The sequence below is a fragment of the Enterobacter wuhouensis genome (genome assembly GCF_004331265.1).
GTDB classification, from domain to species: domain Bacteria; phylum Pseudomonadota; class Gammaproteobacteria; order Enterobacterales; family Enterobacteriaceae; genus Enterobacter; species Enterobacter wuhouensis.
Map to the genome: position 1 here is coordinate 37783 of NZ_SJOO01000002.1, position 24642 is coordinate 62424.

Annotated in this window: 25 protein-coding genes; 7 read left to right on the forward strand and 18 right to left on the reverse strand. The window is 56.4% G+C overall.

Annotation, left to right across the window (positions count from 1 at the left end; translation table 11 throughout):
- Nucleotides 1-66: 66 nt before the first annotated feature.
- The 15 genes from E0L20_RS04110 to gspC all read right to left on the reverse strand — a co-directional run bounded on the left by E0L20_RS04110 (nucleotide 67) and on the right by gspC (nucleotide 16254).
- Nucleotides 67-1893 carry a chitinase gene (locus E0L20_RS04110; protein WP_131632849.1) on the reverse strand — a complete coding sequence of 609 codons (1827 nt, stop codon included), beginning with the start codon at nucleotides 1891-1893 and terminating at the stop codon, nucleotides 67-69.
- 134 nt (nucleotides 1894-2027) lie between these two features.
- The gene (gene iagB, locus E0L20_RS04115) at nucleotides 2028-2468 is read right to left on the reverse strand and encodes a type III secretion system invasion protein IagB (protein WP_131632850.1); all 441 of its coding nucleotides are present in this window, start codon (nucleotides 2466-2468) and stop codon (nucleotides 2028-2030) included.
- 109 nt (nucleotides 2469-2577) lie between these two features.
- Nucleotides 2578-5262 (reverse strand): glycosyl hydrolase family 18 protein, encoded by a 2685-nt coding sequence (locus E0L20_RS04120; RefSeq protein WP_131632851.1) that lies wholly within the window; start codon nucleotides 5260-5262, stop codon nucleotides 2578-2580.
- A gap of 256 nt (nucleotides 5263-5518) precedes the next feature.
- The gene (locus E0L20_RS04125; RefSeq protein WP_131632852.1) at nucleotides 5519-6316 is read right to left on the reverse strand and encodes a prepilin peptidase; all 798 of its coding nucleotides are present in this window, start codon (nucleotides 6314-6316) and stop codon (nucleotides 5519-5521) included.
- Entirely contained in the window at nucleotides 6313-6798 is a 486-nt protein-coding gene (gene gspM, locus E0L20_RS04130) for a type II secretion system protein GspM (RefSeq protein ID WP_131632853.1), read from the reverse strand. Before gspM ends, E0L20_RS04125 begins: the two co-directional genes overlap by 4 nt.
- Nucleotides 6795-7928: a type II secretion system protein GspL gene (gene gspL / locus E0L20_RS04135; protein ID WP_131632854.1), complete on the reverse strand. Its 1134-nt coding sequence runs from the start codon at nucleotides 7926-7928 to the stop codon at nucleotides 6795-6797. Before gspL ends, gspM begins: the two co-directional genes overlap by 4 nt.
- 15 nt (nucleotides 7929-7943) lie before the next feature.
- Nucleotides 7944-8954, reverse strand: a complete 1011-nt coding sequence (gene gspK, locus E0L20_RS04140; protein WP_131632855.1) for a type II secretion system minor pseudopilin GspK — start codon at nucleotides 8952-8954, stop codon at nucleotides 7944-7946.
- Nucleotides 8951-9574 carry a type II secretion system minor pseudopilin GspJ gene (gene gspJ / locus E0L20_RS04145; protein WP_131632856.1) on the reverse strand — a complete coding sequence of 208 codons (624 nt, stop codon included), beginning with the start codon at nucleotides 9572-9574 and terminating at the stop codon, nucleotides 8951-8953. Before gspJ ends, gspK begins: the two co-directional genes overlap by 4 nt.
- Nucleotides 9571-9951 carry a type II secretion system minor pseudopilin GspI gene (gene gspI / locus E0L20_RS04150; protein WP_131632857.1) on the reverse strand — a complete coding sequence of 127 codons (381 nt, stop codon included), beginning with the start codon at nucleotides 9949-9951 and terminating at the stop codon, nucleotides 9571-9573. The genes gspJ and gspI overlap by 4 nt, the downstream gene beginning before the upstream one ends.
- Nucleotides 9944-10429, reverse strand: a complete 486-nt coding sequence (gene gspH, locus E0L20_RS04155; protein ID WP_131632858.1) for a type II secretion system minor pseudopilin GspH — start codon at nucleotides 10427-10429, stop codon at nucleotides 9944-9946. Before gspH ends, gspI begins: the two co-directional genes overlap by 8 nt.
- Nucleotides 10429-10878 (reverse strand): type II secretion system major pseudopilin GspG, encoded by a 450-nt coding sequence (gene gspG, locus E0L20_RS04160; RefSeq protein ID WP_131632859.1) that lies wholly within the window; start codon nucleotides 10876-10878, stop codon nucleotides 10429-10431. Before gspG ends, gspH begins: the two co-directional genes overlap by 1 nt.
- Before the next feature lie 3 nt (nucleotides 10879-10881).
- Complete coding sequence (gene gspF / locus E0L20_RS04165) at nucleotides 10882-12090, reverse strand: type II secretion system inner membrane protein GspF (protein WP_131632860.1); 1209 nt, start codon at nucleotides 12088-12090, stop codon at nucleotides 10882-10884.
- Nucleotides 12090-13568, reverse strand: a complete 1479-nt coding sequence (gspE, locus tag E0L20_RS04170; protein WP_131632861.1) for a type II secretion system ATPase GspE — start codon at nucleotides 13566-13568, stop codon at nucleotides 12090-12092. The genes gspF and gspE overlap by 1 nt, the downstream gene beginning before the upstream one ends.
- A gap of 15 nt (nucleotides 13569-13583) precedes the next feature.
- Entirely contained in the window at nucleotides 13584-15509 is a 1926-nt protein-coding gene (gspD, locus tag E0L20_RS04175; RefSeq protein WP_131632862.1) for a type II secretion system secretin GspD, read from the reverse strand.
- A 13-nt stretch (nucleotides 15510-15522) separates the two neighbouring features.
- The gene (gspC, locus tag E0L20_RS04180) at nucleotides 15523-16254 is read right to left on the reverse strand and encodes a type II secretion system protein GspC (RefSeq protein ID WP_131632863.1); all 732 of its coding nucleotides are present in this window, start codon (nucleotides 16252-16254) and stop codon (nucleotides 15523-15525) included.
- 300 nt (nucleotides 16255-16554) lie between these two features.
- Between gspC and E0L20_RS04185 the strand changes: the two genes are divergently transcribed.
- Nucleotides 16555-18120 (forward strand): ExeA family protein, encoded by a 1566-nt coding sequence (locus E0L20_RS04185; protein ID WP_131632864.1) that lies wholly within the window; start codon nucleotides 16555-16557, stop codon nucleotides 18118-18120.
- The gene (locus E0L20_RS04190) at nucleotides 18120-18752 is read left to right on the forward strand and encodes a hypothetical protein (RefSeq protein WP_131632865.1); all 633 of its coding nucleotides are present in this window, start codon (nucleotides 18120-18122) and stop codon (nucleotides 18750-18752) included. The genes E0L20_RS04185 and E0L20_RS04190 overlap by 1 nt, the downstream gene beginning before the upstream one ends.
- On the opposite strand, the gene E0L20_RS04195 is transcribed toward E0L20_RS04190, so the two are convergent.
- The 3 genes from E0L20_RS04195 to E0L20_RS04205 all read right to left on the reverse strand — a co-directional run bounded on the left by E0L20_RS04195 (nucleotide 18753) and on the right by E0L20_RS04205 (nucleotide 20796).
- On the reverse strand, nucleotides 18753-19376 hold the full coding sequence (locus E0L20_RS04195) for a helix-turn-helix domain-containing protein (protein WP_131632866.1): 624 nt from the start codon (nucleotides 19374-19376) through the stop codon (nucleotides 18753-18755).
- Nucleotides 19377-19645: 269 nt separating this feature from the next.
- Nucleotides 19646-20476 carry an N-acetylmuramoyl-L-alanine amidase gene (locus tag E0L20_RS04200; RefSeq protein WP_131632867.1) on the reverse strand — a complete coding sequence of 277 codons (831 nt, stop codon included), beginning with the start codon at nucleotides 20474-20476 and terminating at the stop codon, nucleotides 19646-19648.
- The gene (locus tag E0L20_RS04205; protein ID WP_006174327.1) at nucleotides 20473-20796 is read right to left on the reverse strand and encodes a heavy metal-binding domain-containing protein; all 324 of its coding nucleotides are present in this window, start codon (nucleotides 20794-20796) and stop codon (nucleotides 20473-20475) included. Before E0L20_RS04205 ends, E0L20_RS04200 begins: the two co-directional genes overlap by 4 nt.
- Nucleotides 20797-20893: 97 nt before the next feature.
- On the opposite strand from E0L20_RS04205, the gene E0L20_RS04210 reads away from it, so the two are divergent.
- The 5 genes from E0L20_RS04210 to artM all read left to right on the forward strand — a co-directional run bounded on the left by E0L20_RS04210 (nucleotide 20894) and on the right by artM (nucleotide 24509).
- The gene (locus E0L20_RS04210; protein WP_131632868.1) at nucleotides 20894-21412 is read left to right on the forward strand and encodes a lipoprotein; all 519 of its coding nucleotides are present in this window, start codon (nucleotides 20894-20896) and stop codon (nucleotides 21410-21412) included.
- 226 nt (nucleotides 21413-21638) lie between these two features.
- Nucleotides 21639-22367 (forward strand): arginine ABC transporter ATP-binding protein ArtP, encoded by a 729-nt coding sequence (gene artP, locus E0L20_RS04215; protein ID WP_131632869.1) that lies wholly within the window; start codon nucleotides 21639-21641, stop codon nucleotides 22365-22367.
- Between the two features lie 19 nt (nucleotides 22368-22386).
- Entirely contained in the window at nucleotides 22387-23118 is a 732-nt protein-coding gene (gene artI / locus E0L20_RS04220) for an arginine ABC transporter substrate-binding protein ArtI (protein WP_125914173.1), read from the forward strand.
- Between the two features lie 6 nt (nucleotides 23119-23124).
- Nucleotides 23125-23841, forward strand: coding sequence for an arginine ABC transporter permease ArtQ (gene artQ, locus E0L20_RS04225; protein ID WP_119934913.1), 717 nt, complete (start codon nucleotides 23125-23127; stop codon nucleotides 23839-23841).
- Nucleotides 23841-24509 (forward strand): arginine ABC transporter permease ArtM, encoded by a 669-nt coding sequence (gene artM, locus E0L20_RS04230; protein WP_006174318.1) that lies wholly within the window; start codon nucleotides 23841-23843, stop codon nucleotides 24507-24509. Before artQ ends, artM begins: the two co-directional genes overlap by 1 nt.
- The last annotated feature ends 133 nt before the right edge of the window (nucleotides 24510-24642 follow it).

The following is a 24642-nucleotide window of genomic DNA, read 5'->3' on the forward strand; positions in this document are numbered from 1 at the left end:
TCCCCTCGCCACTTTGGAGAGAGGGTGCAAATACTAAAACGGCAACCCGAGGGTTGCCGTTTGCTTTTACAGAGCTGTCCAGGCATCAGCCCATGCCAGGCCTGCGCCCGGTTCATAGTATGCCGGGGCGCTGTTACACCAGCCGCTGTACGGGAACGGTTTGCACTGGAACAGCTTACCGTGGTTGTTCACAATATCCCCCGCGTTGTATTTGCTGTTCGCGCTCCACGCCGCATAAGACGCGTCGTCCTGAGATGGCGTAGCCGCTTTGGCCTTCACGTTCAGGAGATAGGACGTGGTGCTGCTCAGCTCGCCGTCGCTGACGGTCAGGCTAACTTCATACTGCTGAGCCGTTGCAGACTCTGGCGCCGTAAAGGTCACAACCGCTTTGTCTTCACCGGACACCGTCTGGCCATCCTGGGAGCGCCAGGTATAGGTCAGCTTGTTGCCGTCTGCGTCAGTGGAACCTTCCGCGCTCAGTGACACCTGCGCACCTGCGTCAACGGCACCGATTGGGCCTGCAATCTGCGCCACCGGAGCGTGGTTTGGAATCACTGGCTCTGCCGGGGTTTCATCCGGCGTTGGCGCTGGCGCAGGGGCCGGCGTTTCATCTTCGGCTGGGGTTGGCGCTGGCGTTACCGGGGTTTCATCCGGCGTGGTGGCAGAACCGTCGTCGTTCACGATGTTAACCTTGAAGAACTTCTGCACGCACTTGCTGTAATCACCCTCTTTGAACGCGCTGAATGGCGTCTGGTAGCCCACCAGCTGGCAAGAGTAGGTTTCACCGCTCGGCGTATCCGCGCTCCATCCCCAGTCCTGTTCCCAGTAAATCTTCAGGGCACCGGCGCCGCCTTCGTCGAACTGCTTCATGTTCGCGCAGCCCAGCACTTCATTTGCCGGAACGGGCACCTTCAGATAGTTCGCGAACTCTTTGTAGTATTTGATACGGTTCTGAGACTGCGCGATTTCAGTCGGACCGCCGCACTCTACGCCGCCGTTGATGATCTGGGTGGTCACGCCAAAGCCCGGTACCAGACCGTTGGCCTTATCGTGATCGTTCGGCTGCCACGTGCCGTCGATAACCTGCAGCATGCTAGGTTTTGGCGGCTGCGGGTAGGCGAAGAAGAAGATCGCGCTCGCCAGGTTCAGCCAGGTGTCCGCCACCAGCTCAGGTTTGTCGAGCAGGGTACGCACGTCGCCGTACATCGCTTCAGAGAACGGACCGTAGTTGTAGTTGTAGGACAGCTGCTTCGCCCCGCGGCCGAAGTAGCTCAGGAAGTCACCGTCTTTGTCTTTGCCGCACGGCCAGGTCTGACCCTGCCAGACGTCCGGGTTACATTCGCCGTTATAGCCGCCCTTCTGGCCTTCGCTCCAGCCCATTTCACGCACGTGAACCAGCGCCTGACGCCATTCGCCTTCCGGACGCCAGCTTTCGTGGCCGCCGGTTTCCTGCGCGAAGTGAGCAAACATGGTTGCCAGCTCTTTACGGCAGATGGCGTCGCTGTCGCGACCGTCGTTGTAGGTCTTACACAGCGCCGGGAATTTACCCACCGCTTTCAGGAAGTTGCTGTAGGTGTACGCCTGCGCGCGCAGCGGGAACAGGTATTCCCAGTCGCTGGCCTTCACGATCCCTTCAACGCGCTTCACGTTGTCCGGGTTCGCCGCACGGCCTGGCTCAATCATTTCTACCTGCGCATTGTCCAGCGTCTGGATGGTCTCTTTTACCGAGGCCATCAGCGGGAAGCTGGTCAGTTCCTTCTCTTTTTTCGCCAGATCGCTGGCTTTCATGGTGTACGGCTCGCTGGTGGTTGCCTGCAGCGAGGCGGCCTGCGCCATAAACGGTGCAACGCACGCACCCGCAACCAGTACACTCAGTAACGTCCTTTTGTTCATTTCAGTATTCCTGTTAATAGAAGTTTAAATATAGAATCCCGGCTTATGTATTAATCCATTAATAAATAAACCACAGACAGCGGTTTTCACTTTTCGAAGAACACCCTTGAGGAATTCTTCAAAAATAAAAAACCTTAATATTGCGCCGCTAATTTCAACTGCTGATATTTTTTCCAGACCTTGTGGGCATACACCATTCGCTGCGGATAATTCTCTTTTTTTAATCCGGCGTTATACGCGCCGACTGCCTCCCAGTTATAGCCATACACCTTTATCATCCCGGAGAGGATGGATGCCCCGACCATGATGGAGGTACAGGGTTCAGTCATCAGCCGATATTCATCGATGCCTCTGCTTTCAAGTTCGGTAAAGTGCGAGCTATTGATCTGCATTAACCCAACATCACGCGTGCCATCGTGGTTTTGCCCCACCGCATACGGATTCATTCCCGATTCAACATTGGCGATCGCGTACAATAAATAGGGATCGACATGATAATAGTGCGCGGCTTTATCCCAACAGTTTGCCAGTGCGCTTTGGCTTATTATCAACAACATCAAAATTAATTTTTTCATTTATACCCTCTGGCAGTTTCGGTTATTTCTCCTTACCCACATCCTGTAAAATGAATTTTGAATTGCTCACCACTCCCAGACGGGAATGGTGAGCGTTTATCGGGTTAGATTATTTGCAGTCTGTTGCTGCGCCTTCTTTCACCCATACGTCGCTGCTAGCCGGGTTATCACCACGGGTCCACCATTTGGCACGGTAAACGTTGCCCTGGTAGGTGGTGGTTTCGCCGCCGTTGTAAACCAGGTCAGAACGCCAGTTCATCTTCACGTTGCTCACCAGTTCCCATGCTTCGGCACCGAAGCCAGGCTGGTTACCCTGCGTCCAGTACTTCGCTTTCCACACCAGATGGTCGAAGCTCACGGTATCGCCATTGTTGTAGATTTTGCTGGAATCCCACGCGGCATATTTGCTGGCGTTAGCATCCACAGGCGCGTCGCAGCTGCCGGTTGCTGTGCCTTCGTCAGACGGCGGAGTGACGTCATCAGAGGGTGGCGTCACGTCGTCAGCAGGCGGCGTGACGTCTGCTGGCTTCGGATTCACCGTTACCTGCACGTTAGACTGCACGCTGGTTTTGCCGTCGGTCACAATCACGCTCAGGGTGTAGGAAGAGGCATTGTTGACCTCTGGCGCAGTGATGCGAACGTTGGCGGTATCGGTACCCGTTGCGTTCATATCAGCCGGTACGCTCCAGCTGAAGGTCAGCGCGTCACCATCGGGATCGGAGGCCTGCGCATGCAGGGAGATCGACTCACCGGATTCAACGGTCACGGCTTCCATGGCATTGATCACCGGCGCCTGGTTGGCTTTCGGCGCTTTGTTGACAACCTGGACGTCGATAGCGTTGCTCAGCCCTTTAGCGTCGGTCACGGTCAGGCGGAAGACCAGGTTCTGGTCGCTGGTCACAGCCGGAACGCTAAAGCTGGCTTTCGCTTTGGTGCTATTCGCGAGGGCGACGGTAGAACCGGAAACCTGCGTCCATTTGTACGTCAGCGCATCGCCGTCCTGGTCACTGGAAGCAGAGCCGTCCAGCGTCACGGTTGCCGGCCCGGTCACGTTCTGATCGGCTGCGGTGGCCACTGGCGCATGGTTAGTCACAACCGGTTCAACCGGCGTTGAGCTACCGCCCAGCAGGCCTTCGTTCATGGCGTTCAGGATATCGCCGTTATCAGACTCGATAGACCATGCGAACAGACCACCGAGGTTTTTGTTCAGCACGTATTTGCCTTTCGCCAGCACCGAGCGGGCGTTGTCATACGTCACCAGCTCGCCGGTGGACTTGTTAAAGACGTACGGCGCTTCGGCCGCTTCGTCATATTTGTATTCCCAGCCTGGTTTGCCCAGCATCTGGTTCACAATCTGACGGTAGTCAACGATGCCATTTTCCCAGGTACCCGGGATTGGGCCCGTTGCGGTGCCGGTGAACGGATTATCGCCGGTGTAACCGTGAACGCCGGTCCAGCCGCGGCCGTACATGCCTGCACCCACCACGATCTTGCCAGGCTTAACGCCCTGCTCCAGCATCGCTTTCACCGCGTTGTCGGTGGTGTAGTTGGTGTCCGGTTTCCAGGACGCACCGTACAGCGCGGTCTGGTGGCCCAGGTCGGTATTGCTCCACGCGCCGTAGAAGTCATAGCTCATCAGGAAGATATGGTCGATGTACTGCTGCGCGGTGTTGTAGTCCACGTCTTCGATCTTATCTTTGCCCGCACCGATGGCTGTGGTCAGCTCGTAGGTGCGGCCCGTTTCTGCAGACAGCTCGTTCAGCATCTGGCGCAGGTCGTGCATCAGGGCGGTGTAGGTCGCTTTATCGGTCTGCGGATTGCCCAGCTTGGCGTTTTCACCGCCGCCGCCCGGGAATTCCCAGTCGATATCCACCCCGTCGAACACCTTCCAGGTGGTCAGGAAGTCCTTCACGGACGCAACGAAGCGATCGCGCAGCACTTTGTTATCCATCTGATAGAACGGATCTGACAGGGTCCAGCCGCCTACGGATGGCAGAATTTTCAGGTCAGGATGGGCTTTTTTCATCGCCATCAGCTGGCCGTAGTTGCCTTTGTACGGGTCGTCCCAGTTGCTGACGCCCTGCTGTGGTTTCTGCAGCGCAGCCCACGGGTCATGGATCGCCACGGTGTAGTCCTGACGGCCCTGGCAGGCGCGCTTCAGGGATTCCAGCGCGCCGGAAGATTTGGCGCTGTCGTTAATGCCGTCGCCGCCGCAGATTGGAATGAAGCCGTACAGCAGGTGGTTAATGTTGGCGACGGGAATTTTGTCCGCAGAGAAGTTACGGTCATACACACCCCACTCCGGGAAGTAAGCGCCAACGACTTTGTCAGTGTGCTGCGCGAAGGTTTTGTTGTTCTCCAGCAGCGGCGTGCTCAGCGGCAGCAGGTGGCTACCGTCGGTATCCGCAACGATAATCAACTTGCTGGCGCTTTTGGTGCAGCCGCTGTCGTTGCAAAGCTCAACCTGCTCCTGGTAACGGCCGCCTTTTTTCACCTTAAAGGTCGCAGAGCCTGCTGCGCTGCCTGCCCCGGTCCAGACTGTCTGGCCATCGAGCAGCACTTTTGCAGACGTCGGCGCGTCGCCGCTCCAGACGTTCCACTCAACCTTCACATCAACGCCGTCTTTATGGACTTTGATAAGGTTGTTATAGTCCTGCGCCGCCTGATCAACTTCCACCAGCGCAAATTTGTCATTGCCCGATGTAATAGAAGGCGTACCCGGTGCCGCTGCAAATACTGAGCTTGTTGCGGCTGCAACAAAAAGCGCCAGATATTTAGGCTTCATAAATTTCATTTTTATTTCCTGATAAATTTATTCGTAACGTTAATAACCCATGTCTTCCATGAGAACATGGCGTCTTTTCGCGTAATGCGTATTTAACCAACCTGAAAGCCGTGACCAAATAACTTCTTGCTGCGTTGTATTCCTCCATAAAAAGATACAAGCCTAAAATCCGTGTAGCTTATATCCCTTACGATACACCGGGCGCAAAGAGACGTCCTTCTCTTCCACCGTCGAAAAAATTTATAAAAAAACTTGACCGAAATATTTAAAATGTGAAAGCAAACTGCTGCCCAATAAACACCACTATTCCAGCAAATGAGAGGTAAGGTCCGAAAGAAATAGTGAGGTTATTTTTATTTAAATTATTTAACGCGAAATAGCCGATAATACCGCCTAGCGCGGCGATTAATTCCAGCGAGGGTAATGCCTGCCAGCCGCACCAGGCGCCTAACGCCGCCAGCAGCTTAAAATCACCGTATCCCAGCCCTTCGCGTCCGGTGCACAGGCGAAACGCCCAGTAGAGCATCCAAAGCGACAGATAGCCGGCCACCGCGCCAAACAGGGCGTCGCGTAAGGGCAACGACGTTCCCATAGCATGGATTAATAACCCCGCCCACAGCAGCGGCTGCGTCAGGCAGTCCGGCAGCAGCTGGTGCTGCCAGTCGATCATCGCCAGAGGCAGTAAAAATGCGGCCAACAGCCACAGGGCGAGCAGCGTCTCGAGGGTGGGCATACACCAGGCGGTGACGCCAAAAAACAGCCCGCTAAAAAGTTCGACCAACCATACGCTGAGAGGAATAGCGCTGCCGCACCGGCTGCAGCGACCGCGCAGGCAAAGCCAGCTGACCAGCGGGATATTCTCCCAGACGGCAAGCCTGTGCTGACACGCCGGGCAGTGCGAGGCCGGAAAGAGCAAATTACCGCTCCCCTCCTCCTCCATCACCATGCCCGGAACGCGATCCGCAACCACGCCCAGGAAACTGCCGATGATTGCCCCGAAGACGCCGCTCATGACGGCGAACCCGGCGGGATAGCTCTCCCTGACCAGCATCAGGGCGTTCATACCACTTTTTTCCAGGTCAGCTGGATCTCCGCTTTCACGTCGCTAAGGTGGTCCACCGGCGTGAGGTTCATCTTCTCCAGCCTGACCCCGGATGCCAGGTTCATCTCCCGCAGCCAGTTTTTTAATTCATATACGTTGACCCGATTCACCACGAACGCCAGGGTCTGACCATCCTGACGCACGTCGGTCAGCGTTAAATTAATCTCATGTGCGCTATTTTCAACGACGCTGCGGGGATTATCGGTTTTCACCTGCATTACCGGGAGGTGGTTTTTATCAATTTCCGCCTCCATCCAGCTTAATGTTTCCGTTTGTCGCTTAAGGGTCATTTGGCTATTTTTAATCATATTATCCAGGGGAAGCATCCCACCGTAATAAATTGCGGCACAGCACAGCGCCGCAGCACACGCTTTTAATATGTTTTTTTCTCGCGCACTGTAATTCTGATAACGTGCCTTGAGCTGCAACACTTTCTCTTTCATTTATATTTCCCTGCGATCATAGCGGTATAAGGCGCGTCCTTCGAGATTGGCTGCAACGATAATTCAAAGTTCGGACTGGCCTGGCGAATAAATTCCTGTAATGCCTGCGCGTTTTGGGCACTCACGCTCAGGGTTAACGCGCCCTCGGCGCTATCAAATTCAAACAGATTAATTTCCATTGCCGGAACCGACTGTCTGGCCTTCTCAAGCTCATCAAGCTGGAGGAACACGCCTTTAGCCTGTTTCTTCATGTTCTGGCCAAAGTGATATTTGATGTTGGTCTGATGGCGCATGCTGGGGAAATGGTGCTGGTAAACCTGCACGATTTCCTGCTGGACCTGATTTTCCTGTTGAACCAGCATCCAGGCCATCGCGATGCGCGGCCCCAGCAGCAGGCCGAGAGACAACAGACCCGCCGTCACCATCGCCGCCTTCAGGCCTTTGGCTGCCCGACCGTTCCCCGCCTTCGGGCTAAATTCACCGTGCAGCACGTTGACGCGACAGCCCTGCCACCGGGGCTGGATGAGTACCAGCGGATGCTGCCAGGGGTGCAGGACGTCCACGCTGACGCCGTCCGGCGCGTCGCCATAGCAGCACACTTCACCTCCACCCGCTTTGTGCATCAGCAGCGGCAGCAGGCTCGCCTCCATTTCCCCGGCGGTATGTGGGGATAAACGCAGCCAGTAGCTCTCATCCTGCGCGACAAGCGTGCTGCCGCCAGCCGTCACCGGCAGCAGCCAGGCATCCGGTAGCGCCTGAATGACTTTTAGCCCGGCCTCCTGAAAACGGTTTAACCAGCCGCGCAGGACGCTGGCGTCGATCGCGACGGCATCGACCTCGGCGCCCTTTTTGTTGAGCACCGTCCAGTGAAGGTTATCAACGTCGCCAATCAGCGTCTCCTCGGCCATCCACGAGAACGCCATCGCCTGCGAGGCCACTTTTTTCGGCAGCGTAAAGTGGCGAAAGATCATATTGCTGGCGGGCAGCAGTAAACAGACGCGGGCGGCAAGCGGGTGGTCCGCCAGCGCGTCGAGGTTCTCAAGCACGCCAGCCTGCTGGCTGCCGGACTCACACCACATTATTTTCCCGCCCTCGCGGCTGTCGGGACGAACAAAAAGGACCTGTTTCATAGCGTTCTACTTTTCTTATTCACTCATTCGGTAACGACGTTGCCACGTCACGATCTCACCCGCTTCGTTATTGACCTGAAGCTGGCTCACCACGCGAAGCGTTAATTCATCGGTATTGCCGGTGTAGTTCACGCGGAAGTAGCGGCTATTGATCGATAACAGCTCGGCCACCTGCGGAAGTTCATCTTTTAACTGCGGGAAGGTCTGCTCCAGCACCTTGCTGAAGGTTTCCATATCCTCCCAGCCCCCTTCCGGACGCGCATCAATCAGGCGAACGGCATCATCTTCGGTGAGTTTCCCCGGGAACAGGGCGGCCAGTAAGGCGGCCTGCTCCGGTTTCAGGGTATTCACATCCACCTTGCTGGCGGTGTCCGGTAATGCGCATAACAGCTTGCTCACCTTTGGGTAAGCGGCAGCCGGAAACGCAGGCAGCAGCTTGATCTCGGCAAGCGTTCGCATCATCTGATTCGCCGGCTGCCGGGCGGGCACCACGCCTGCCCAGGCATCCGTCTCCGCGCCCTCTTTCGCCGTCGTGGTATCGCCGTCGAGATAATCCACCAGCTGGAGATAGACCTCTTCTGCCGCGGCATGGCTTACGCCGCTGTCGGTCAGAAGCTGTTCAACAATCTGCTGCTTGCGCGGTTTTTCCACGACAGCAGGCGCATCAGGCGCCTGTGCTGTTTTCTCAGCGGCCAGCAGGTTGTTGACGTTAAAGCAGTTCTGCGCGTCCTCAACCTGGCTCACCACCGTATAATCCTCGCCCTGGGTTTCCAGCGGCTGGTGCCAGTCGCCGTCGGGCGCGAGCGCTTTGCTTTCGCCGCTGGCGTCGTTTTGCAGCCGATCCTTGACCACCTTCTCCTGCGCCTGCATCGCCCAGCGCAGCTGCTGCTGGCTGACCTGATAATGGGTTTTCTGCAGGTTGCGGCAGAACTGCTGGCTGATTTTGGCGGCCAGCGCCGACATCATGACCAGCAGGATCAGCACCACCAGCAGGGCAACGCCTTTCTGTTTCTTTAACTGGCTCATGGCTTCACTTCCGGCGTCAGCGGCGGCGCGGGCGTGGCCTCCGGCGCTGGCGCAGCGGCCTCAGGCAGATCGCCCGGTGTGGTAAACACCCAGCGCCAGGTGTCGCCGTTTTTCATGGTCAACGTCATCTCTACGCCGTCCGGCAGATGGGCCGGATCGCTCCAGCTTTTCTGCCAGCCCTGGCGGTAAAAGCGCCACTCCAGCGATTTCACGTCGCTGACAATCGGCACGTCGTCGGGTCTGGCGTCCGCCGGGCCGTCAATCACCGGCCAGACGTCGCGAAACAGCCGCCCCTCTTCCAGCCGCCAGCGCACGCGCTCCAGCTGCACCGTTCCGCTCACGCCGTTCAGGGTGGTTAACTCAACGGCATCGTCGCTCTCGCGAAACAGATCCGGCTCGTTGCGCGGCGCGCGCGCCTGCAGCTGGTAGAAATCACGCTCCATCAGGCTCCAGGCGCGCTGCAGCTGGTTAAGCTTTGCCGCGCTGGCATCGGTGGCTGAACTGGTGCGCATCGCGCCGTCCAGAATTTGCCAGGCCAGGGTGCTGATCACCGCAAAGATGGTCAGCGCAATCATGATCTCCAGCAGGGTAAATCCGCGCTGGCGTCGGGTGTTCTTCACTTGCTTTCTCCCGGCGGAATGATTTCCAGCGAAATAACCGGCTGGCTTTCATCGCCTTCCGCATAGACGCGGATCGCATTCGCCCAGCCGTTGTGAGCGGTTTTAACCCGCTGCTTGCGCCAGTCCCAGCTGCGCCCGCCCATGATTTCGGTTCCCTGCTGCTCTGCATCCGGGAAATCGGTTTTCGTGAGCTGCGCTTCTGCCAGCTGGTTCTCGGCTACCCAGCTCGCCTGCAGCGTGTCAGCCAGACCGTGGGTAAACCGCACGTTCAGGGAGACCGAGTTCATCAGCGCCAGCGCGGCGGTGGAGAAGATCACCAGCGCGACCATCACCTCCAGCAGCGTCATCCCCTTTTGCTTAACCTTGCCTTTAGCCATCGTTCTCTACCGATACCGGGGCCGCGCCCTGCGACACCACGCGGAAATGGTGCTGTTTGTCGTAGCTTTGCAGCGTCAACGTAAAGCGGCTGATTTCACCGTCCGGCAAAAAGAGCACCTGCGGCTCGGACGCCACCGTGGCGGCAAGGCGCTGGGGCGAGAGCGAAACGTGCATCTCCTCCGGGAAATCACCTTTAGTGGTAATGCGGCCCGCGGATAACGGCGCCCAGCGGCGCTCGCCGTTTTTATCTTCGAGCGTCACCAGCTGATAGCTATTCGTTGTGATGACCAGCCCCACGATATTCCCGTCCATTACCGCACGGTCTGAACCATAATCAACGAGGGCTTTCAATTGCTGGCCAAATATATCCGCACCGCTGCGCGAGGGTATTGTTGACACCACCATCATGGCGCAGCTGGAAAATATCACCAGCGCCAGAATAATTTCCAGCAACGTAAAGCCGCGTTGATGTTTCATTATTTCTCGTTCTTATCCAGAGACCAGTTCGTAATATCGTCGGCGGTATTAGCTTCACCGTCCGGACCGGCAGAGAATACATCTACGGCACCGTGTTCACCCGGGCTCACCAGAATGTAATCTCCGCCCCACGGGTCCTGCGGCAGGCGGCGGATATAGCCGTCGGCGCGGTAGCCGTTCGGAATAGGCGCGATCTCAGGCTTGGTCACCAGCGCCTGCATCCCCTGTTCGGTGGTCGGGTAGCGGTGGTTATCCAGCTTGTACATATCCAGCGAACCTTCGAGCGCGACAATATCGCTGGTCGCTTTTTGCGTATCCGCTTTTTCTTTATTGCCCATTAAGTTTGGCACCACCATACTCGCTAAAACGCCGAGAATAACGATCACCACCATTAATTCGAGCAGCGTGAAGCCCGCCTGGCGAGCCAGGTGTTTTCTTTTCATAGCCATGATTTAACCTACCATATTATTAAGTTGCAGAAGCGGTTGTAATATTGACAGAACGATGAATAAAACAATCGTCGCCATGGAGACCACCAGCGCCGGTTCAAATACCGACAGCGTTAACGTAATGCGATGTTGTAATGCCGATTCCTGGTTTTCCGCCGCGCGGTCCATTAAATTGCCTAATTCCCCGCTCTCTTCGCCGGAGGCGATCATATAGAGCATGGTGGGCGGAAATAATTTCGCCTGCTCCAGCGCCGCATAAAGCGATGCCCCCTGGCGCACGGTATCCGCCGCCTGCTCCAGCACCTGCCGGGCATACAGATTCTCGATACCGTCCATCGCGATATACATTCCCTCCAGCAGCGGCACGCTGCTGGCCTGCAGAATGCTCAGGGTGCGGATGTAGCGGGCGCTGTTGATGGCGCACACCAGCTTTTTAATCGGCGAACCGTTTACCAGCCAGCGGTTCCAGCGAAAGCGGTTTTTGGCATTTCTGAGCCAGGTTTTGAAACCGACAAACCCACCGCTAAGGATGCCCACAATATAAATGCCGTACGCCTGCAGGAAATCGCTCACCGCAATCAGCGTGCGGGTGGTGATCGGCAACTGCTGCTTCATGTGGGTGAACTGCTCGATCACCTGCGGCACCACCGCCACCAGCAGAATGCTGATCACCGCGATAGCGACCACGGTCAACGTAATCGGGTAGACCATCGCCTGCGTCAGCTTGCTTTTCATCTTCTGACGCTGCTCGTTGTACTCCGCCAGCTTCTCCAGCACGTCGCCCAGATGGCCGGTCTTTTCCCCGGCCATCACCAGCGTGCAGTAGAGCTTGTCGAAGGTGCGCGGAAACTGGCTGAAGGCGTCAAAGAGCGTGTGCCCTTCCACCACCTTCTCGCGAATTTCCACCACCATCGCCGCCAGCTTTTTGTCTTCCGTCTGCTTCGAGATGGCCTTCAGCGCGCTCTCCAGCGGCAGCGCGGCGTTGACCAGCGTGGAGAGCTGGCGGGTAAACATCGACAGCACCGGCGTGGAGAGCTTTGCCCCGGTCTTTGCCTTACCGGACGCCGCCGCCTCGCGGGTTTCGGTGATGCTGACGGGCATCAGCTTTTGCTCGCGCAGCATCTGGCGAACCTGCTTTTGCCCCTCGGCCTGCAGGGTGCTGTGCTGGGTTTTGCCCGCCGCATCCGTCGCCGTCCAGGCGTAGAAGGCCATTACGCATCCCCCCCGCGCTCGGCGGTGACGCGCATCACCTCTTCCAGAGAGGTTACGCCGCTAATCACCTTTAGCAGCCCGTTTTCGCGCAGGCTGTAGGCCTGCTTAAAGAGCTGCGTTTCGATGGACATTTCGTCTTTGTCTTCATGAATGGCGCGGCGCATGGTGCTGTCCACCACCAGAAATTCATGAATACCGGCGCGGCCCTGATAGCCGCTCTGGCGGCAGTGCTCACAGCCCACCGCGCGATAGATCGCTTTTGGCGGTGCGTCCATAAAGCTGAACAGCGCTTTTTCATTGGCGTCCAGCGGACTGGTGGTACGGCAGTGGCTACACAGCCGACGCACCAGACGCTGGGCAATGACACCGAGCAACGATGAACCGATTAAAAAGGACTCCAGCCCCATATCCCGCAGGCGGGTTATCGCCCCTGCGGCGCTGTTGGTGTGCAGCGTAGACATGACCAGGTGACCGGTGAGCGACGCCTGCACCGCAATTTGCGCGGTTTCACCGTCACGGATTTCCCCGATCATCACCACGTCCGGGTCCTGACGCAGAATGGCGCGCAGCCCGCGGGCAAAGGTCATGTCCACGCGCGGGTTAACCTGTGTCTGCCCCCCCCCTTCCAGCTCGTATTCAATCGGGTCTTCAACGGTCAGGATGTTGCGCTCGTGCCCGTTCAGCGCCGAAAGAATGGCGTACAGGGTGGTACTTTTACCGGAGCCCGTGGGCCCGGTGACCAGGATAATGCCGTGCGGGCGGTCGATCAGCCCTTTTAACTTCTCCAGCTCTTCATCAATCAGGCCCAGCTTGTTGATGTCGGGCTTCAGGTTGCTTTTGTCGAGCAGGCGCATGACCACGCGCTCGCCGTACTGGGACGGAATGGTCGAGACGCGCACGTCGATCGCCTTGCGGCCAATGCGCAGGGAGATGCGGCCATCCTGCGGCAGGCGTTTTTCGGCGATGTCGAGTTTTGACATCACCTTGATGCGCGACACCAGCAGCGGCGCGAGCTTACGCGCCGGCTGCAGCACCGGGCGCAGCACGCCGTCAACGCGAAAGCGGATGCTCAGCGTGCGTTCGAAGGTTTCAATATGGATATCCGACGCGCCGTCTTTCACCGCCTCGCCGAGAATGGCGTTGATCAGGCGGATCACCGGCGAGTTTTCGTCGTTATCGAGCAGATCCTCGTTGTCCGGGATCTCCTCGGTTAACGCCATCAGATCGATATCCGCGTCCATGTCGTCCACCAGCTGCTGCGACACGCCGCTGCTCTGCTGCCAGATTTTGGCCAGCAGCTCGTCAAAGGCTTCCGGTGCCAGGGTGACCGGGACAAACGCGCGTCCCAGCACCCGGCGCACCTCCAGCAGTGCAGATGCCGGGGTATCTTCACGGATATAGACGTCATTGTTGTAAAACAGAACGCCGTTATCTTTTGCGTAGCTGCTGCTGCACAGCGCTTTACTCAGTTCGTCCACGTTTGCCCCTCCGCCTTACTGTTTAAACGGATTGCGTGACGCGCTGGCGCTGGTCTTCACCGGTGCGGCGCTGGCGTCGACGGGGAACGCGGGCAGAACGGCGTTATCCGCTGGCTCAATAATGCCGAGCTTTTTCTCTTCCACGCGCTGCTGCTGGCGGGCGCGGATCTGATCGTATTTCTCTTTCGACGCCGCGCTGTAGTTGTCGTCGTCACGCAGGACGGTGGTATGGATAAACACCATCAGGTTACGCTTGGCCGAATCCTGCGAGGTGTAGCGGAACAGCTGGCCAACCAGCGGGATATCGCCGAGCAGAGGCACTTTGGAAACCGACTGCTTGGTCACGTTTTCCATCAGGCCGCCGAGCACCACCGTCTGCCCGCTGTGCACCATCACTTCGTTATTGATGGTGCGCGTGTTGAAGGTTGGGCCGAGGCTGGCGTCTTCCGTGGCGCTGTTGTCAACGCTGGAGACTTCCTGCTCAATCTTCAGGTGGATCATGTCGCCGTCGTTAATCTGCGGCACAATTTTCAGCTTGGTACCGACGGTCTTACGCTCCACGGAGTTAAAGACGTTGTCGCCGCTGGTGGTCTGGGAGCCGGACAGTACCGGCACGTCCTGCCCAACGTTAAACGACGCCTCTTTGTTATCCAGCGTCACGACGCTCGGCGTAGAAAGAATGTCGTTTTTGCCGTCGGTGGAGAGCGCGGTCATCAGCGCGCCAAAGTCGCCGTTGAAGAAACCGGTCGCCAGGCCGGTGAAGCTGGCCCCTTTCATGGTGCCGTTCTTAATCTGGCTGATAGGCAGGCCGGTTGAGCCGAACTGCACGCCGCCGTGCTTGCCGGTCCACTGCACGCCGAGATCCAGGCCGTTACCGTCCTGCACTTCAGCAATGATCGCTTCCACCAGCACCTGCGGACGACGGATGTCGAGCTTGTCGATCACCTTCTCAAGCGAGTTCATCACGTTAGGCTGGGCGGTGATCACCAGCGAGTTGGTCGACTCGTCGGCGGTAATGTTCAGATCCGTCGAGGCGCTCGCGGTTTTCGCCTTTGCGGTACCCGGCTTGTCCTTCAGCTGTTCGCCTATCCCGGTCAGCACCGGCACCACCTTCGTGGCGCTGGCGTATTTGAGATAGAAGACGCGGGTATTGCCCTCGTTGTTCTGCTCGCGATCCAGCTGATGGATCAGGGAGCGGGTACGCATGCGCGCATCCTCCGAGCCGCTGATCACCAGGCTGTTGGTTTCGTCATCCGCGACCACTTTGGTCGCCAGCTGCGGCGCGTTCTGCCCCTTCTGCTCTTCGTTGTTGAGGTTGTTCAACATGTCCGAGAGATCTTTGGCGGAGGCAAAGCGCAGCGGCACGATCTCGCGACGCTGGATGCCGTCTTTATCCACGCGCTGCACCAGATCCACCAGGCGGTTCACCACCGAGGCTTTACCGGTCAACAGCAGCACGTTGGAGGGCTCGAAGTGCACCACATTGCCGATGCCGGTGGCGTCGTTGAGCTGGCGCAGCAGCGGGGCAAGTTCGCGCACCGGCACGTTTTCCATGCGCACCACGCGGGTGATGATCTCATCGCCCTTGCCCGGGTTTTTGCTGTCCGCCAGCGGCGCGCCGGCGGTGCGGGCGACGCTTGAGCGCACCACTTTGACCATGCCGTTGTCCATCGGGATCACCGACAGGCCGTACAGGTCCAGCACGCTCAGGAAGAACTGGTAGTACTCATCTTCCGTCAGCACGTTGTAGGTTCGCACCGACACCGAGCCCTGAACGGACGGGTCGACGAGAATGGTTTTGTTAAGGTTGCGGCCTACCGTATCGATAAACTCGCGAATATCGGTATTTTTAAAGCTCGCGCTAAAGTTGGCTGCAAGCAGCGAACTGGAATATAACGACAATGCGGTCAGCGCCACGCACGCCCAGGGAAATTTCTTCATGTCTGTACACTTGTTAATTGTTTAGAACATTAACCCGAATATTTTCCAGGTGAGCGTGGCGCCTGACGACGACCTCCGCTTCTTTCATTTTTGACCAGCTGGCAATAACGCTTTTTGCATCGCCCTCATTGGTCATATCGACAGAGTTCACTTTTACAGCCACGTCACCTTTTTGCAGCCCTGAATGGCTAAAGAAGGAGGAGGCATTCCTTGGATTAATGTTGTAGCCTTCCAGCTGGCCTTTTTCGATTAGCGGTTTTAACACCAGATAATCATCCAGATGCAAACTGTCCGCGCCTGCATCTTTCGTCGATTTGGCTACCGGGCCGCTATCAACGCCGCCCTTAAAATAGTCGGGTTTATTTAACGCCAGCACCTGCGTAGCGCCTTCGTAATTAACCACCACGTTGTCTTTGTTAATTTCCTGAATAAAGGCGTCGTTAAAACCGGTCAGCGCCTCGCCCTCGCGATAGCTTTTTTGACCGCCCGGCGTTTTGATGACCGCAAAGGACAACCACGCGTCATCGCTGCTCACGATCCCTTCGATTTCCGCCGCCAGCGGGGCTTTTACCGCCGTCGGAACGTTGTCCTGGCGAACTGCTGCGGTAAAAAGCGTGAATGTCTTTTCATCACGGCGGTTTTTAAGCGGCTGCTCATCTGAATTAGCCAACTTATTCGTAACTTTTTTATACTCTTTAAACGTCAGATACCCTTGCTGGCCGCAAAAAATTAACAGCACAAACATAATGCAAGGCGTTATCCACCGTGACAGAAATGAGAACCTCATTTTTCATCTGGCCTTTAGCAAAGCGAAAATAAGCAGCGTCGTACTGCGCCAATAGGTGTGAAAATAGTAATTATCTGGCGCAAATACGACCACTGACTTTGCCACTAACTTTAATAAAGAAAAATATTGACCGTATAAAATCCAGATGTTAGACCCTGAGAGCAGGATATTTTTACCCTGTACGTAAATTGACCCTTAAGTAGCGTTGCCTTACTTTCTCGTCCTGTTGCTATTCCTAATCAGAGACGGTAAGTCGTTATGTATCAGAGCCACTTCAATTTTAAAAACCCGCCCTTTCGGAAGATAACCCGCCTGTCCGGGGATTTTCTGGTGCCTTATCATCAGGACGTGTTCAACCTGCTGAAAGAGAAAACGCAGCAGGCGGGAATTATGGGGCTCTTTAGCGACGACGCCCAGCTGCTGGCCCAGCTCAGCGAGGGGCTGAAGTCCGGCACCGGTTCCGTGCTCGCCATCAATGCGTTTCCAAAACTGAGCGCCAGTAGCCTGCTGTACAAGCTCAGCCCGGGAACGAAAGAGAGCAAGAACCGTATGCAGGCGGTTGATGCCGTGCTGCGTCAGTGGCAGGAAGGGAAAGCAAAAGCCAAAGTGTTGGCGATCGCCCATACCGAAGCGATGAAAGACAGCTGCCGGGAAGTGCTGGCGATGCTGCTCACCCGCGCTCAGGAGCTGGACTTCCGCCTGTCCGTCGTGCTGATGGGCGCGGCGGCTCAGGATGCGGTGCTGATGCAGCAGCCTGAACTGCGCGAATACATTCATACGCATCACGTTATACGCCCCCTGACCTGTCGCGAAACGCTCGACTACGTGCAGGCGCAGTGCGAAGAGCATGGGTGCGAGACGTCGCCCTTAACGCCGGCCCGCGTGCGTAAAATGCATGCCCTGACAAAAGGGAATATCGGCAGGCTGAACGAACTGGCGCACCTGTCACTGTTGGCGGCATGGACAGAGCGCGCCGCTCAGGTTAGCCCTCGTCATTTGCGCCTGGCGGCAGGTGAGATCCTGCCGGCGAAAAAACACGGTAAGCGCCTGGCAGCCGTGGGATTGTTCGCATCGGTGCTGTTCGCCGCCTGCGGCTGGTATTTGACCGCCTCTGTTAATGCACGCCTTCCGGTTCAACTCCCGGTTCCCGTCAGCTGGAAGCAGCAGACGCCAAAAGTTCAGGCACCTGCTGTGCCGGTTATCGATAATGAGATGGTGAATCAGCCGGACGCCATGCACCAGCTGTATCTGATGTGGGGCTATGACGCGTCGGCGGAAGATGCCCTGTGCCAGAACGCCGCTAAGGTCAACCTGATGTGTAAACAGGGCAACGCCGCACCGGATGCCCTGGCGCATGAGGGCTATCCGTGGGTCAGCGAGCTGAGAACCGGCAATCACCTTAACTACGCCGTGGTCGCCCGCGTGGGGGATACGTCTCTCGATCTGCTGATGAACAACCGCACCTGGCAGGTGAGCCGCAGCTGGTTCAACCAGCATGCCACCGGAAACTACACGCAATTGCACCGGCTGACGCCGGAAGGCAAAGACGCCATTAGCGCCGCCAGCGACGCAAAAGATCTGGGCTGGCTCGACCAGCAGTTGAGCCAGGCGCTGGCCCAGCCTGAAACGCATTCACAAACCTGGACCGCAGAGATGATGAAACGCACGCGTGAATTCCAGCAAAAAATGAATCTGCACGTGGACGGCATTCCGGGCGAGGATACGCTGATGCAGCTGATGCGTGAAACCAACACCACGCCGAGCGTATTGATCCAGGCCTCCCGTTCGACTCCGGACGTGAAAAAGCAGGAGAAGCATTCCTAATGTCTACCATCTGTCTTGCGGCCCAGCGCAGCTACACTTCCGGGGAGGCGGTCTGGTTTTCGTACCGCGTCCCGCGTCTGAAAAACGTTCTCGGCAAAAGCCTTTTATGGATGCTGGGACTCTGCGCCATGCTGATAGCGGGAGTGTATGCGCATATTTACTGGAACCTGCGCCACCCTGCCCCCGTGCCGGTAAAAGTGAGCGTGGCCAAACCGGACACGCAGCTGTCGGATATGCATTATGTGTACGTGAGTAAACCGTTCCCGCATCCGCACCCGAAACCCGCTCCGGTGCAGATCCCCGCTGACGTGCCGGCCATGCAGGATCTGCCGATTAACAGCGACGATGCCGACTGGCAGCAGGCCCCCGATAGCGCAGTTCCGCACGATACGTCGCGGGATACCTTGCCCGGCACCGAGGCGCATGAAGATGCCCGCGACGGGGCAGGCAATGACGATTCATCGCTAACCGCGTTATTTAAGCAGGCGTTAAAGGAACAAGAGCAGGATTATTCTCAAGGCAAAATTCCCGCGCCGCCCGTAGACGAAACGCAGGATAATTCGCAAAGCAGTGTTCTACATAAAGATAATGTGCGGTCTCCGCTATCGATAAAAGGAGACCGGCTGGAGTAATCAATATTTTTCTGGCAGCGCGGTGAGATTAAGAAGTCGACCTTTTTCCACCACAATATATTGCCCTTTCTTTAGATCGGAGAGGATTTTAATAATGGTGCTGCGAGCCAGGTTAGTGTATTCCTGAATATAATCATAGATGTTGATATCACGCTGATGATGAACAATCAGATCGTTAATTTCGTACAGGAATTCGCGCACGACGGCGTAGGCGCTGCGGGCAACCAGGACATCGTCACGCTTGCTCAGCATGCAAACATACCAGGAAAGCACTTTGGTCAGTTGCGGCCACAGATTATGCTCGGTCAACATCTGGACGAAGGTCTCTTTTTTGATGGAGCGAACAACCGTGTTAGCGCGCACGAGGCCGTACATATGTGTTGAGCTGTAATACATAGAAGAGAGGCCAAAGACGCACGACCCTTGCGTGGTGAACATGCAGAGTTCGTCCGATTCACGGCGGAACTCAACTTCACCGCTGACAATAATATGGATATATTGTGAATCACTGGTCGAAATTTTCTGCCATTTTTTTAACGTCTTCTCTTCAAAACCTGACGTTGCAGCAATAATCGCGTTCATTTCATTTTGCGGACGTAATTTTTTTGCATAGATGCTTAACATTGTTATACCCGATTTAAGATGTGAAATTTAAAAGACAGAATTTAGGCGAGCGGGCCTGAATTCCTGAATATTTTCCTGATGAAAACATTAAAGAGAAAAAATAAAATCAGCGTTTTTTAAATTTGTTTGCTTCATTACTTAGCAAGCTATGTGTCCATCTTAAATCCGGATAATTTTAAGTCAATTAACTAAAAATGAATTGAGTTTTTACTTAAGATTAATCTTAACGAAAGCAGCCTAAAAATACTCATTCGGGGGTAACCGAAGGATTACCCCTGCCCGTATTTTTCTAACAGCGCTTCTGCAATTGCCAGGGTTTCAACATCCGCGACGCCGCTCCACACCGCGGGCCGGAAGTGCATCTGGAATGCGGTTATCACCCTCTTCTGCTGCTGCTCCGTCGCGTTGTCGGGCACCTCGTAGCCATAGCGCACCAGCAGATCGAGCAGCGCTGCGCGGTCTACCTCCTGATAGCGTGGGCGTCCGTTGAGATAGAAATTCACGCGATCGGCATCAGGCCAGGCCCCGATCCCCTGCTGGGCCAGCGCCTGCCAGGGAAACAGCGGGCCGGGATCGTCCTTACGCTGCGGGGCAATATCCGAATGCGCCACCACGTTCTGCGGCTTGATGTCGTAGCGGGCAATAATGTCCTTCGCCAGCGGAACCAGCGCCGCAATCTGCGCTCCCTCGAAAGGGGTAAATGTTTTCACGCCATCGCGCTTTTGCCAGCCGCGGTTTTCCAGCTCAATGCCCACAGAGGTATCGTTGATGCGGTTGGTGCCGCGCCAGAAGCTGATGCCCGCGTGCCAGGCCAGTTCGCTCTCCGGCACCAGCTGCCAGATGCGCGGTTTTCCATCCGGCGCGGGGGGAATGGCGGGGATTAAATAGTGGGAGCTGACGTTTTTGTCCGTCAGGGTTGCCAGCGAGCTGTCGAAATCATCGGCGGTGTAGTGGATCACCAGCACCTTTATACGCGGGTACGCCGCCTGCGCCTGATGCCGGGTATCCAGCTCGTAGGCACCTTTATCAACGACGCCTTTTTCCGAGGCGCACCCTGCCAGCAGCAACGCCAGCAGGAGTGTGGAAAGCGGACGCTTCATCGACGCGTTTTCACCGCCGTGCCGCTAACGCTTACCATCAGCATGCTGGCATCTTTGCCCACCGTTTCGTAGTCGATATCAATCCCGACAACGGCATCGGCGCCCAGGGCTTTGGCCTGCTCGCCCAGCTCCTTAAAAGCAATTTCGCGCGCTTTGCGCAGCTCTTTCTCGTACGCGCCAGAGCGACCGCCGACGATGTCGCGGATGCCGGCAAAAAAGTCGCGGAAGATGTTGGCGCCCAGAATCGCTTCACCGGTGACCACGCCGCAGTATTCGGTAATGGGCTGCCCTTCCAGGGTCGGGGTAGTTGAAAATTGCATACTTTCTCTCCTTCTTTAGCGTTCAATGCCTTAGCAACAGCATTATCGGTTCGTTACGCTATGATTGAAAGGATAGTTAACAAATAAGGAAATCAACATGCGCTACTCTGCTTTAACGCTTTTAGTGCCCTGTGCGCTGGTGCTCAGCGCCTGCACCACCCCGGTCACGCCAGCCTTTAAGGATATCGGCACCCGCAGCGGCCCCTGCATTGAGGGCGGCCCGGATACCGTGGCGCAGCAGTTCTATGATTATCGCATTCAGCACCGCGGCAACGATCTCACCGGCCTGCGTCCGTACCTGAGCGACGGGCTGGCAAAGCTGCTGAACGATGCCTCGCGCGATCCGCAGCATAACGCGCTGCTGAAGTCCGATCCGTTCTCCAGCCGCACTACGCTGCCAGACAGCGCAGACGTTGCCAGCGCGTCGACTATCCCGAACACCGACGCGCGGAACATTCCCCTGCGCGTGAAGCTGACCCAGGGCAGCCAGTCATGGCAGGATGAAGTGCTGATGATCCGCGAAGGCCACTGCTGGGCCGTCGACGACGTACGCTACATCGGTGGCAGCGTACATGCCCCGGCAGGCACGCTTCGCCAGTCGATTGAGAATCGCTAAAACAGCCGTTTAAAAAGCGTAAACCCCGTAAAATGTGCGGCATTTCATGCGGAATGCCGACATTTATACTCGCCGCCTTTGGCCTTCGCTATTTTGTGCTATGTTTAGTGAGTATGACGGGTTATATTTAACTTTTAACGCAGAAATATTGCATAACTATTCTGTCAACGGTACTATCTGCGGCCTCAATTGCTATAGATTGCCTGGATGAGTAAAGACTGCCCCGATGAGTATTAAACTAAACGGCATTAACTGCTTCTACGGCGCACACCAGGCGCTGTTCGACATCACGCTGAGCTGCCCGGAGGGCGAAACGCTGGTTTTGCTCGGCCCAAGCGGCGCGGGCAAAAGCTCCCTTCTGCGTGTCCTTAATCTGCTTGAAATGCCCCGCTCGGGCACGCTGGCGATTGCCGGTAACCATTTTGATTTTGCGAAAACGCCGTCTGATAAAGCGATTCGTGAACTGCGTCAAAACGTCGGCATGGTTTTTCAGCAATACAATCTTTGGCCGCACCTGACCGTCCTGCAAAACCTGATTGAAGCGCCCTGCCGCGTGCTTGGTTTAAGCAAGGACCAGGCGATGGCGCGCGCCGAAAAGCTGCTGGAACGTCTGCGCCTGAAGCCCTACAGCGATCGCTATCCTTTACACCTCTCCGGCGGCCAGCAGCAGCGCGTGGCGATTGCCCGTGCGCTGATGATGGAGCCTGCGGTGCTGCTGTTTGATGAGCCAACCGCGGCGCTGGACCCGGAAATCACCGCCCAGATCGTGAGCATCATTCGCGAGCTGGCGGAAACCAACATTACTCAGGTCATCGTAACCCATGAAGTGGAAGTGGCGCGTAAAACCGCCAGCCGCGTGGTTTACATGGAAAACGGGTATATCGTTGAGCAAGGTGACGCGAGCTGCTTCACCAACCCGCAAACCGATGCGTTTAAAAATTACTTATCTCACTGATGTGTTAGGGAAAATGATAATGAAAAAAGTATTGATTGCCGCGCTGCTTGCTAGCGTCAGCCTTTCCGCTACCGCAGCCCAGACCATTCGTTTCGCCACCGAAGCGTCTTATCCTCCGTTTGAATCCATCGATGCGAACAACAAGATTGTTGGCTTCGACGTAGACCTGGCTAACGCCCTGTGTAAAGAGATCGACGCGACCTGTACCTTCAGCAACCAGGCGTTCGACAGCCTGATCCCGAGCCTGAAGTTCCGCCGCATCGACGCCGTGATGGCCGGTATGGACATCACCCCCGAGCGTGAAAAGCAGGTGCTGTTCTCTACCCCTTACTACGACAACTCCGCCCTGTTCATTGGTCAGAAAGGCAAGTTCACTTCCATCGACCAGCTGAAAGGCAAGAAAGTGGGCGTGCAAAACGGCACCACCCACCAGAAATTCATCATGGATAAACACCCGGAAATCACCACCGTTCCGTACGACAGCTACCAGAATGCGAAGCTGGACCTGCAGAACGGCCGTATCGACGGCGTGTTTGGTGATACCGCGGTGGTCACTGAATGGCTGAAAGCCAACGACAAGCTGGCGCCAGTCGGCGACAAAGTGACCGATAAAGCCTACTTCGGCACCGGTCTGGGCATCGCCGTGCGTCAGGGCAACACCGAGCTGCAGCAGAAATTCAACGCTGCGCTGGAAAAAGTGAAGAAAGACGGCACCTACGAAACCATCTACCAAAAATGGTTCCAGAAGTAATTCCTGATGAATGAAATTTTTCCTTTAGCAAGCGCCGCCGGTATGACCGTCGGCCTTGCCGTTTGTGCACTGATCATCGGCCTCGTGCTGGCGATGTTCTTTGCGGTGTGGGAATCGGCTAAATGGTTCCCCGTCGCATGGACGGGCTCCGCGCTGGTGACCGTGCTGCGTGGGCTGCCGGAAATTCTGGTGGTTCTGTTTATCTATTTCGGTTCCTCTCAGCTGCTGTTAACGCTGTCGGACGGCTTCACCATTAATCTCGGATTTGCGCAGATCCCGGTGCAGATGCAGATTGAAAACTTCGACGTCAGCCCGTTCCTGTGCGGCGTGATTGCCCTCTCCCTGCTCTACTCTGCCTATGCGTCACAAACGCTGCGCGGCGCGCTAAAGGCGGTTCCGCAGGGGCAGTGGGAATCCGGCCAGGCGCTCGGCATGTCGAAAGCGGCGATCTTTTTCCGCCTGGTGATGCCGCAGATGTGGCGTCACGCCCTGCCGGGGCTGGGCAACCAGTGGCTGGTGCTGCTGAAGGACACCGCGCTGGTGAGCCTCATCAGCGTGAACGATTTAATGCTGCAGACCAAAAGTATCGCCACCCGTACCCAGGAGCCGTTTACCTGGTACATCGTGGCGGCGGCTATCTACCTGGTGATCACGTTGCTGAGTCAGTACATCCTCAAACGCATCGACCTGCGCGCAACGCGTTTTGAACGGAGACCGGGCTGATGCTTGACTACTTACCCGAGCTGATGAAGGGGCTGCACACCAGCCTGACGCTGACCGTGGCGTCTATCGTGGTGGCACTGATCCTGGCCCTGATTTTCACCATCATCCTGACGCTGAAAACGCCGGTGCTGGTATGGATCGTGCGCGCCTACATTACCCTGTTTACCGGCACGCCGCTGCTGGTGCAGATCTTCCTGATTTACTACGGCCCGGGCCAGTTCCCGTCGCTGCAGGAGTATCCGGTTATCTGGCACCTGCTCTCCGAGCCGTGGCTCTGCGCCCTGATTGCGCTCTCCCTGAACAGTGCGGCCTATACCACCCAGCTGTTCTATGGTGCGATCCGCGCCATCCCTGAAGGCCAGTGGCAGTCCTGCGGGGCGCTCGGCATGAGCAAGAAAGACACGCTGGCGATTCTGCTGCCGTACGCCTTTAAGCGCGCGCTCTCCTCGTATTCCAACGAGGTGGTGCTGGTGTTCAAGAGTACCTCTCTGGCCTACACCATCACCCTGATGGAAGTGATGGGCCACGGGCAGCTGCTCTATGGACGCACTTACGACGTGATGGTGTTCGGTGCGGCGGGTCTGGTGTATCTGGTGGTCAACGGTCTGCTGACGCTGATGATGCGCCTGATCGAGCGCAGAGCGTTAGCGTTTGAGCGCAGATCGTAGGCCGGGTAAGCGCAGCGCCACCCGGCAAGAAGTGCATAAATGTGATTAATCAATGCGGGTAACCTTTTGGTTATCCGTTTTTTTTTGCAATTAAAATAATATTTAATCATTTATATTGCATATAAATTCAATT

What these genes read in the sequence shown, in the direction of transcription:
- iagB (WP_131632850.1), bottom strand. Translation starts at nt 2,468, where the DNA reads ATGAAAAAATTAATTTTGATGTTGTTGATAATAAGCCAAAGCGCACTG.
- gspK (WP_131632855.1), bottom strand. Translation starts at nt 8,954, where the DNA reads ATGAGCCAGTTAAAGAAACAGAAAGGCGTTGCCCTGCTGGTGGTGCTG.
- E0L20_RS04125 (WP_131632852.1), bottom strand. Translation starts at nt 6,316, where the DNA reads ATGAACGCCCTGATGCTGGTCAGGGAGAGCTATCCCGCCGGGTTCGCC.
- gspI (WP_131632857.1), bottom strand. Translation starts at nt 9,951, where the DNA reads ATGGCTAAAGGCAAGGTTAAGCAAAAGGGGATGACGCTGCTGGAGGTG.
- artP (WP_131632869.1), top strand. Translation starts at nt 21,639, where the DNA reads ATGAGTATTAAACTAAACGGCATTAACTGCTTCTACGGCGCACACCAG.
- E0L20_RS04190 (WP_131632865.1), top strand. Translation starts at nt 18,120, where the DNA reads ATGTCTACCATCTGTCTTGCGGCCCAGCGCAGCTACACTTCCGGGGAG.
- E0L20_RS04200 (WP_131632867.1), bottom strand. Translation starts at nt 20,476, where the DNA reads ATGAAGCGTCCGCTTTCCACACTCCTGCTGGCGTTGCTGCTGGCAGGG.
- E0L20_RS04205 (WP_006174327.1), bottom strand. Translation starts at nt 20,796, where the DNA reads ATGCAATTTTCAACTACCCCGACCCTGGAAGGGCAGCCCATTACCGAA.
- gspG (WP_131632859.1), bottom strand. Translation starts at nt 10,878, where the DNA reads ATGGCTATGAAAAGAAAACACCTGGCTCGCCAGGCGGGCTTCACGCTG.
- gspF (WP_131632860.1), bottom strand. Translation starts at nt 12,090, where the DNA reads ATGGCCTTCTACGCCTGGACGGCGACGGATGCGGCGGGCAAAACCCAG.
- artQ (WP_119934913.1), top strand. Translation starts at nt 23,125, where the DNA reads ATGAATGAAATTTTTCCTTTAGCAAGCGCCGCCGGTATGACCGTCGGC.
- artI (WP_125914173.1), top strand. Translation starts at nt 22,387, where the DNA reads ATGAAAAAAGTATTGATTGCCGCGCTGCTTGCTAGCGTCAGCCTTTCC.
- E0L20_RS04195 (WP_131632866.1), bottom strand. Translation starts at nt 19,376, where the DNA reads ATGTTAAGCATCTATGCAAAAAAATTACGTCCGCAAAATGAAATGAAC.
- E0L20_RS04120 (WP_131632851.1), bottom strand. Translation starts at nt 5,262, where the DNA reads ATGAAATTTATGAAGCCTAAATATCTGGCGCTTTTTGTTGCAGCCGCA.
- gspC (WP_131632863.1), bottom strand. Translation starts at nt 16,254, where the DNA reads ATGTTTGTGCTGTTAATTTTTTGCGGCCAGCAAGGGTATCTGACGTTT.
- gspM (WP_131632853.1), bottom strand. Translation starts at nt 6,798, where the DNA reads ATGAAAGAGAAAGTGTTGCAGCTCAAGGCACGTTATCAGAATTACAGT.
- gspD (WP_131632862.1), bottom strand. Translation starts at nt 15,509, where the DNA reads ATGAAGAAATTTCCCTGGGCGTGCGTGGCGCTGACCGCATTGTCGTTA.
- gspH (WP_131632858.1), bottom strand. Translation starts at nt 10,429, where the DNA reads ATGAAACATCAACGCGGCTTTACGTTGCTGGAAATTATTCTGGCGCTG.
- E0L20_RS04210 (WP_131632868.1), top strand. Translation starts at nt 20,894, where the DNA reads ATGCGCTACTCTGCTTTAACGCTTTTAGTGCCCTGTGCGCTGGTGCTC.
- E0L20_RS04185 (WP_131632864.1), top strand. Translation starts at nt 16,555, where the DNA reads ATGTATCAGAGCCACTTCAATTTTAAAAACCCGCCCTTTCGGAAGATA.
- gspL (WP_131632854.1), bottom strand. Translation starts at nt 7,928, where the DNA reads ATGAAACAGGTCCTTTTTGTTCGTCCCGACAGCCGCGAGGGCGGGAAA.
- artM (WP_006174318.1), top strand. Translation starts at nt 23,841, where the DNA reads ATGCTTGACTACTTACCCGAGCTGATGAAGGGGCTGCACACCAGCCTG.
- E0L20_RS04110 (WP_131632849.1), bottom strand. Translation starts at nt 1,893, where the DNA reads ATGAACAAAAGGACGTTACTGAGTGTACTGGTTGCGGGTGCGTGCGTT.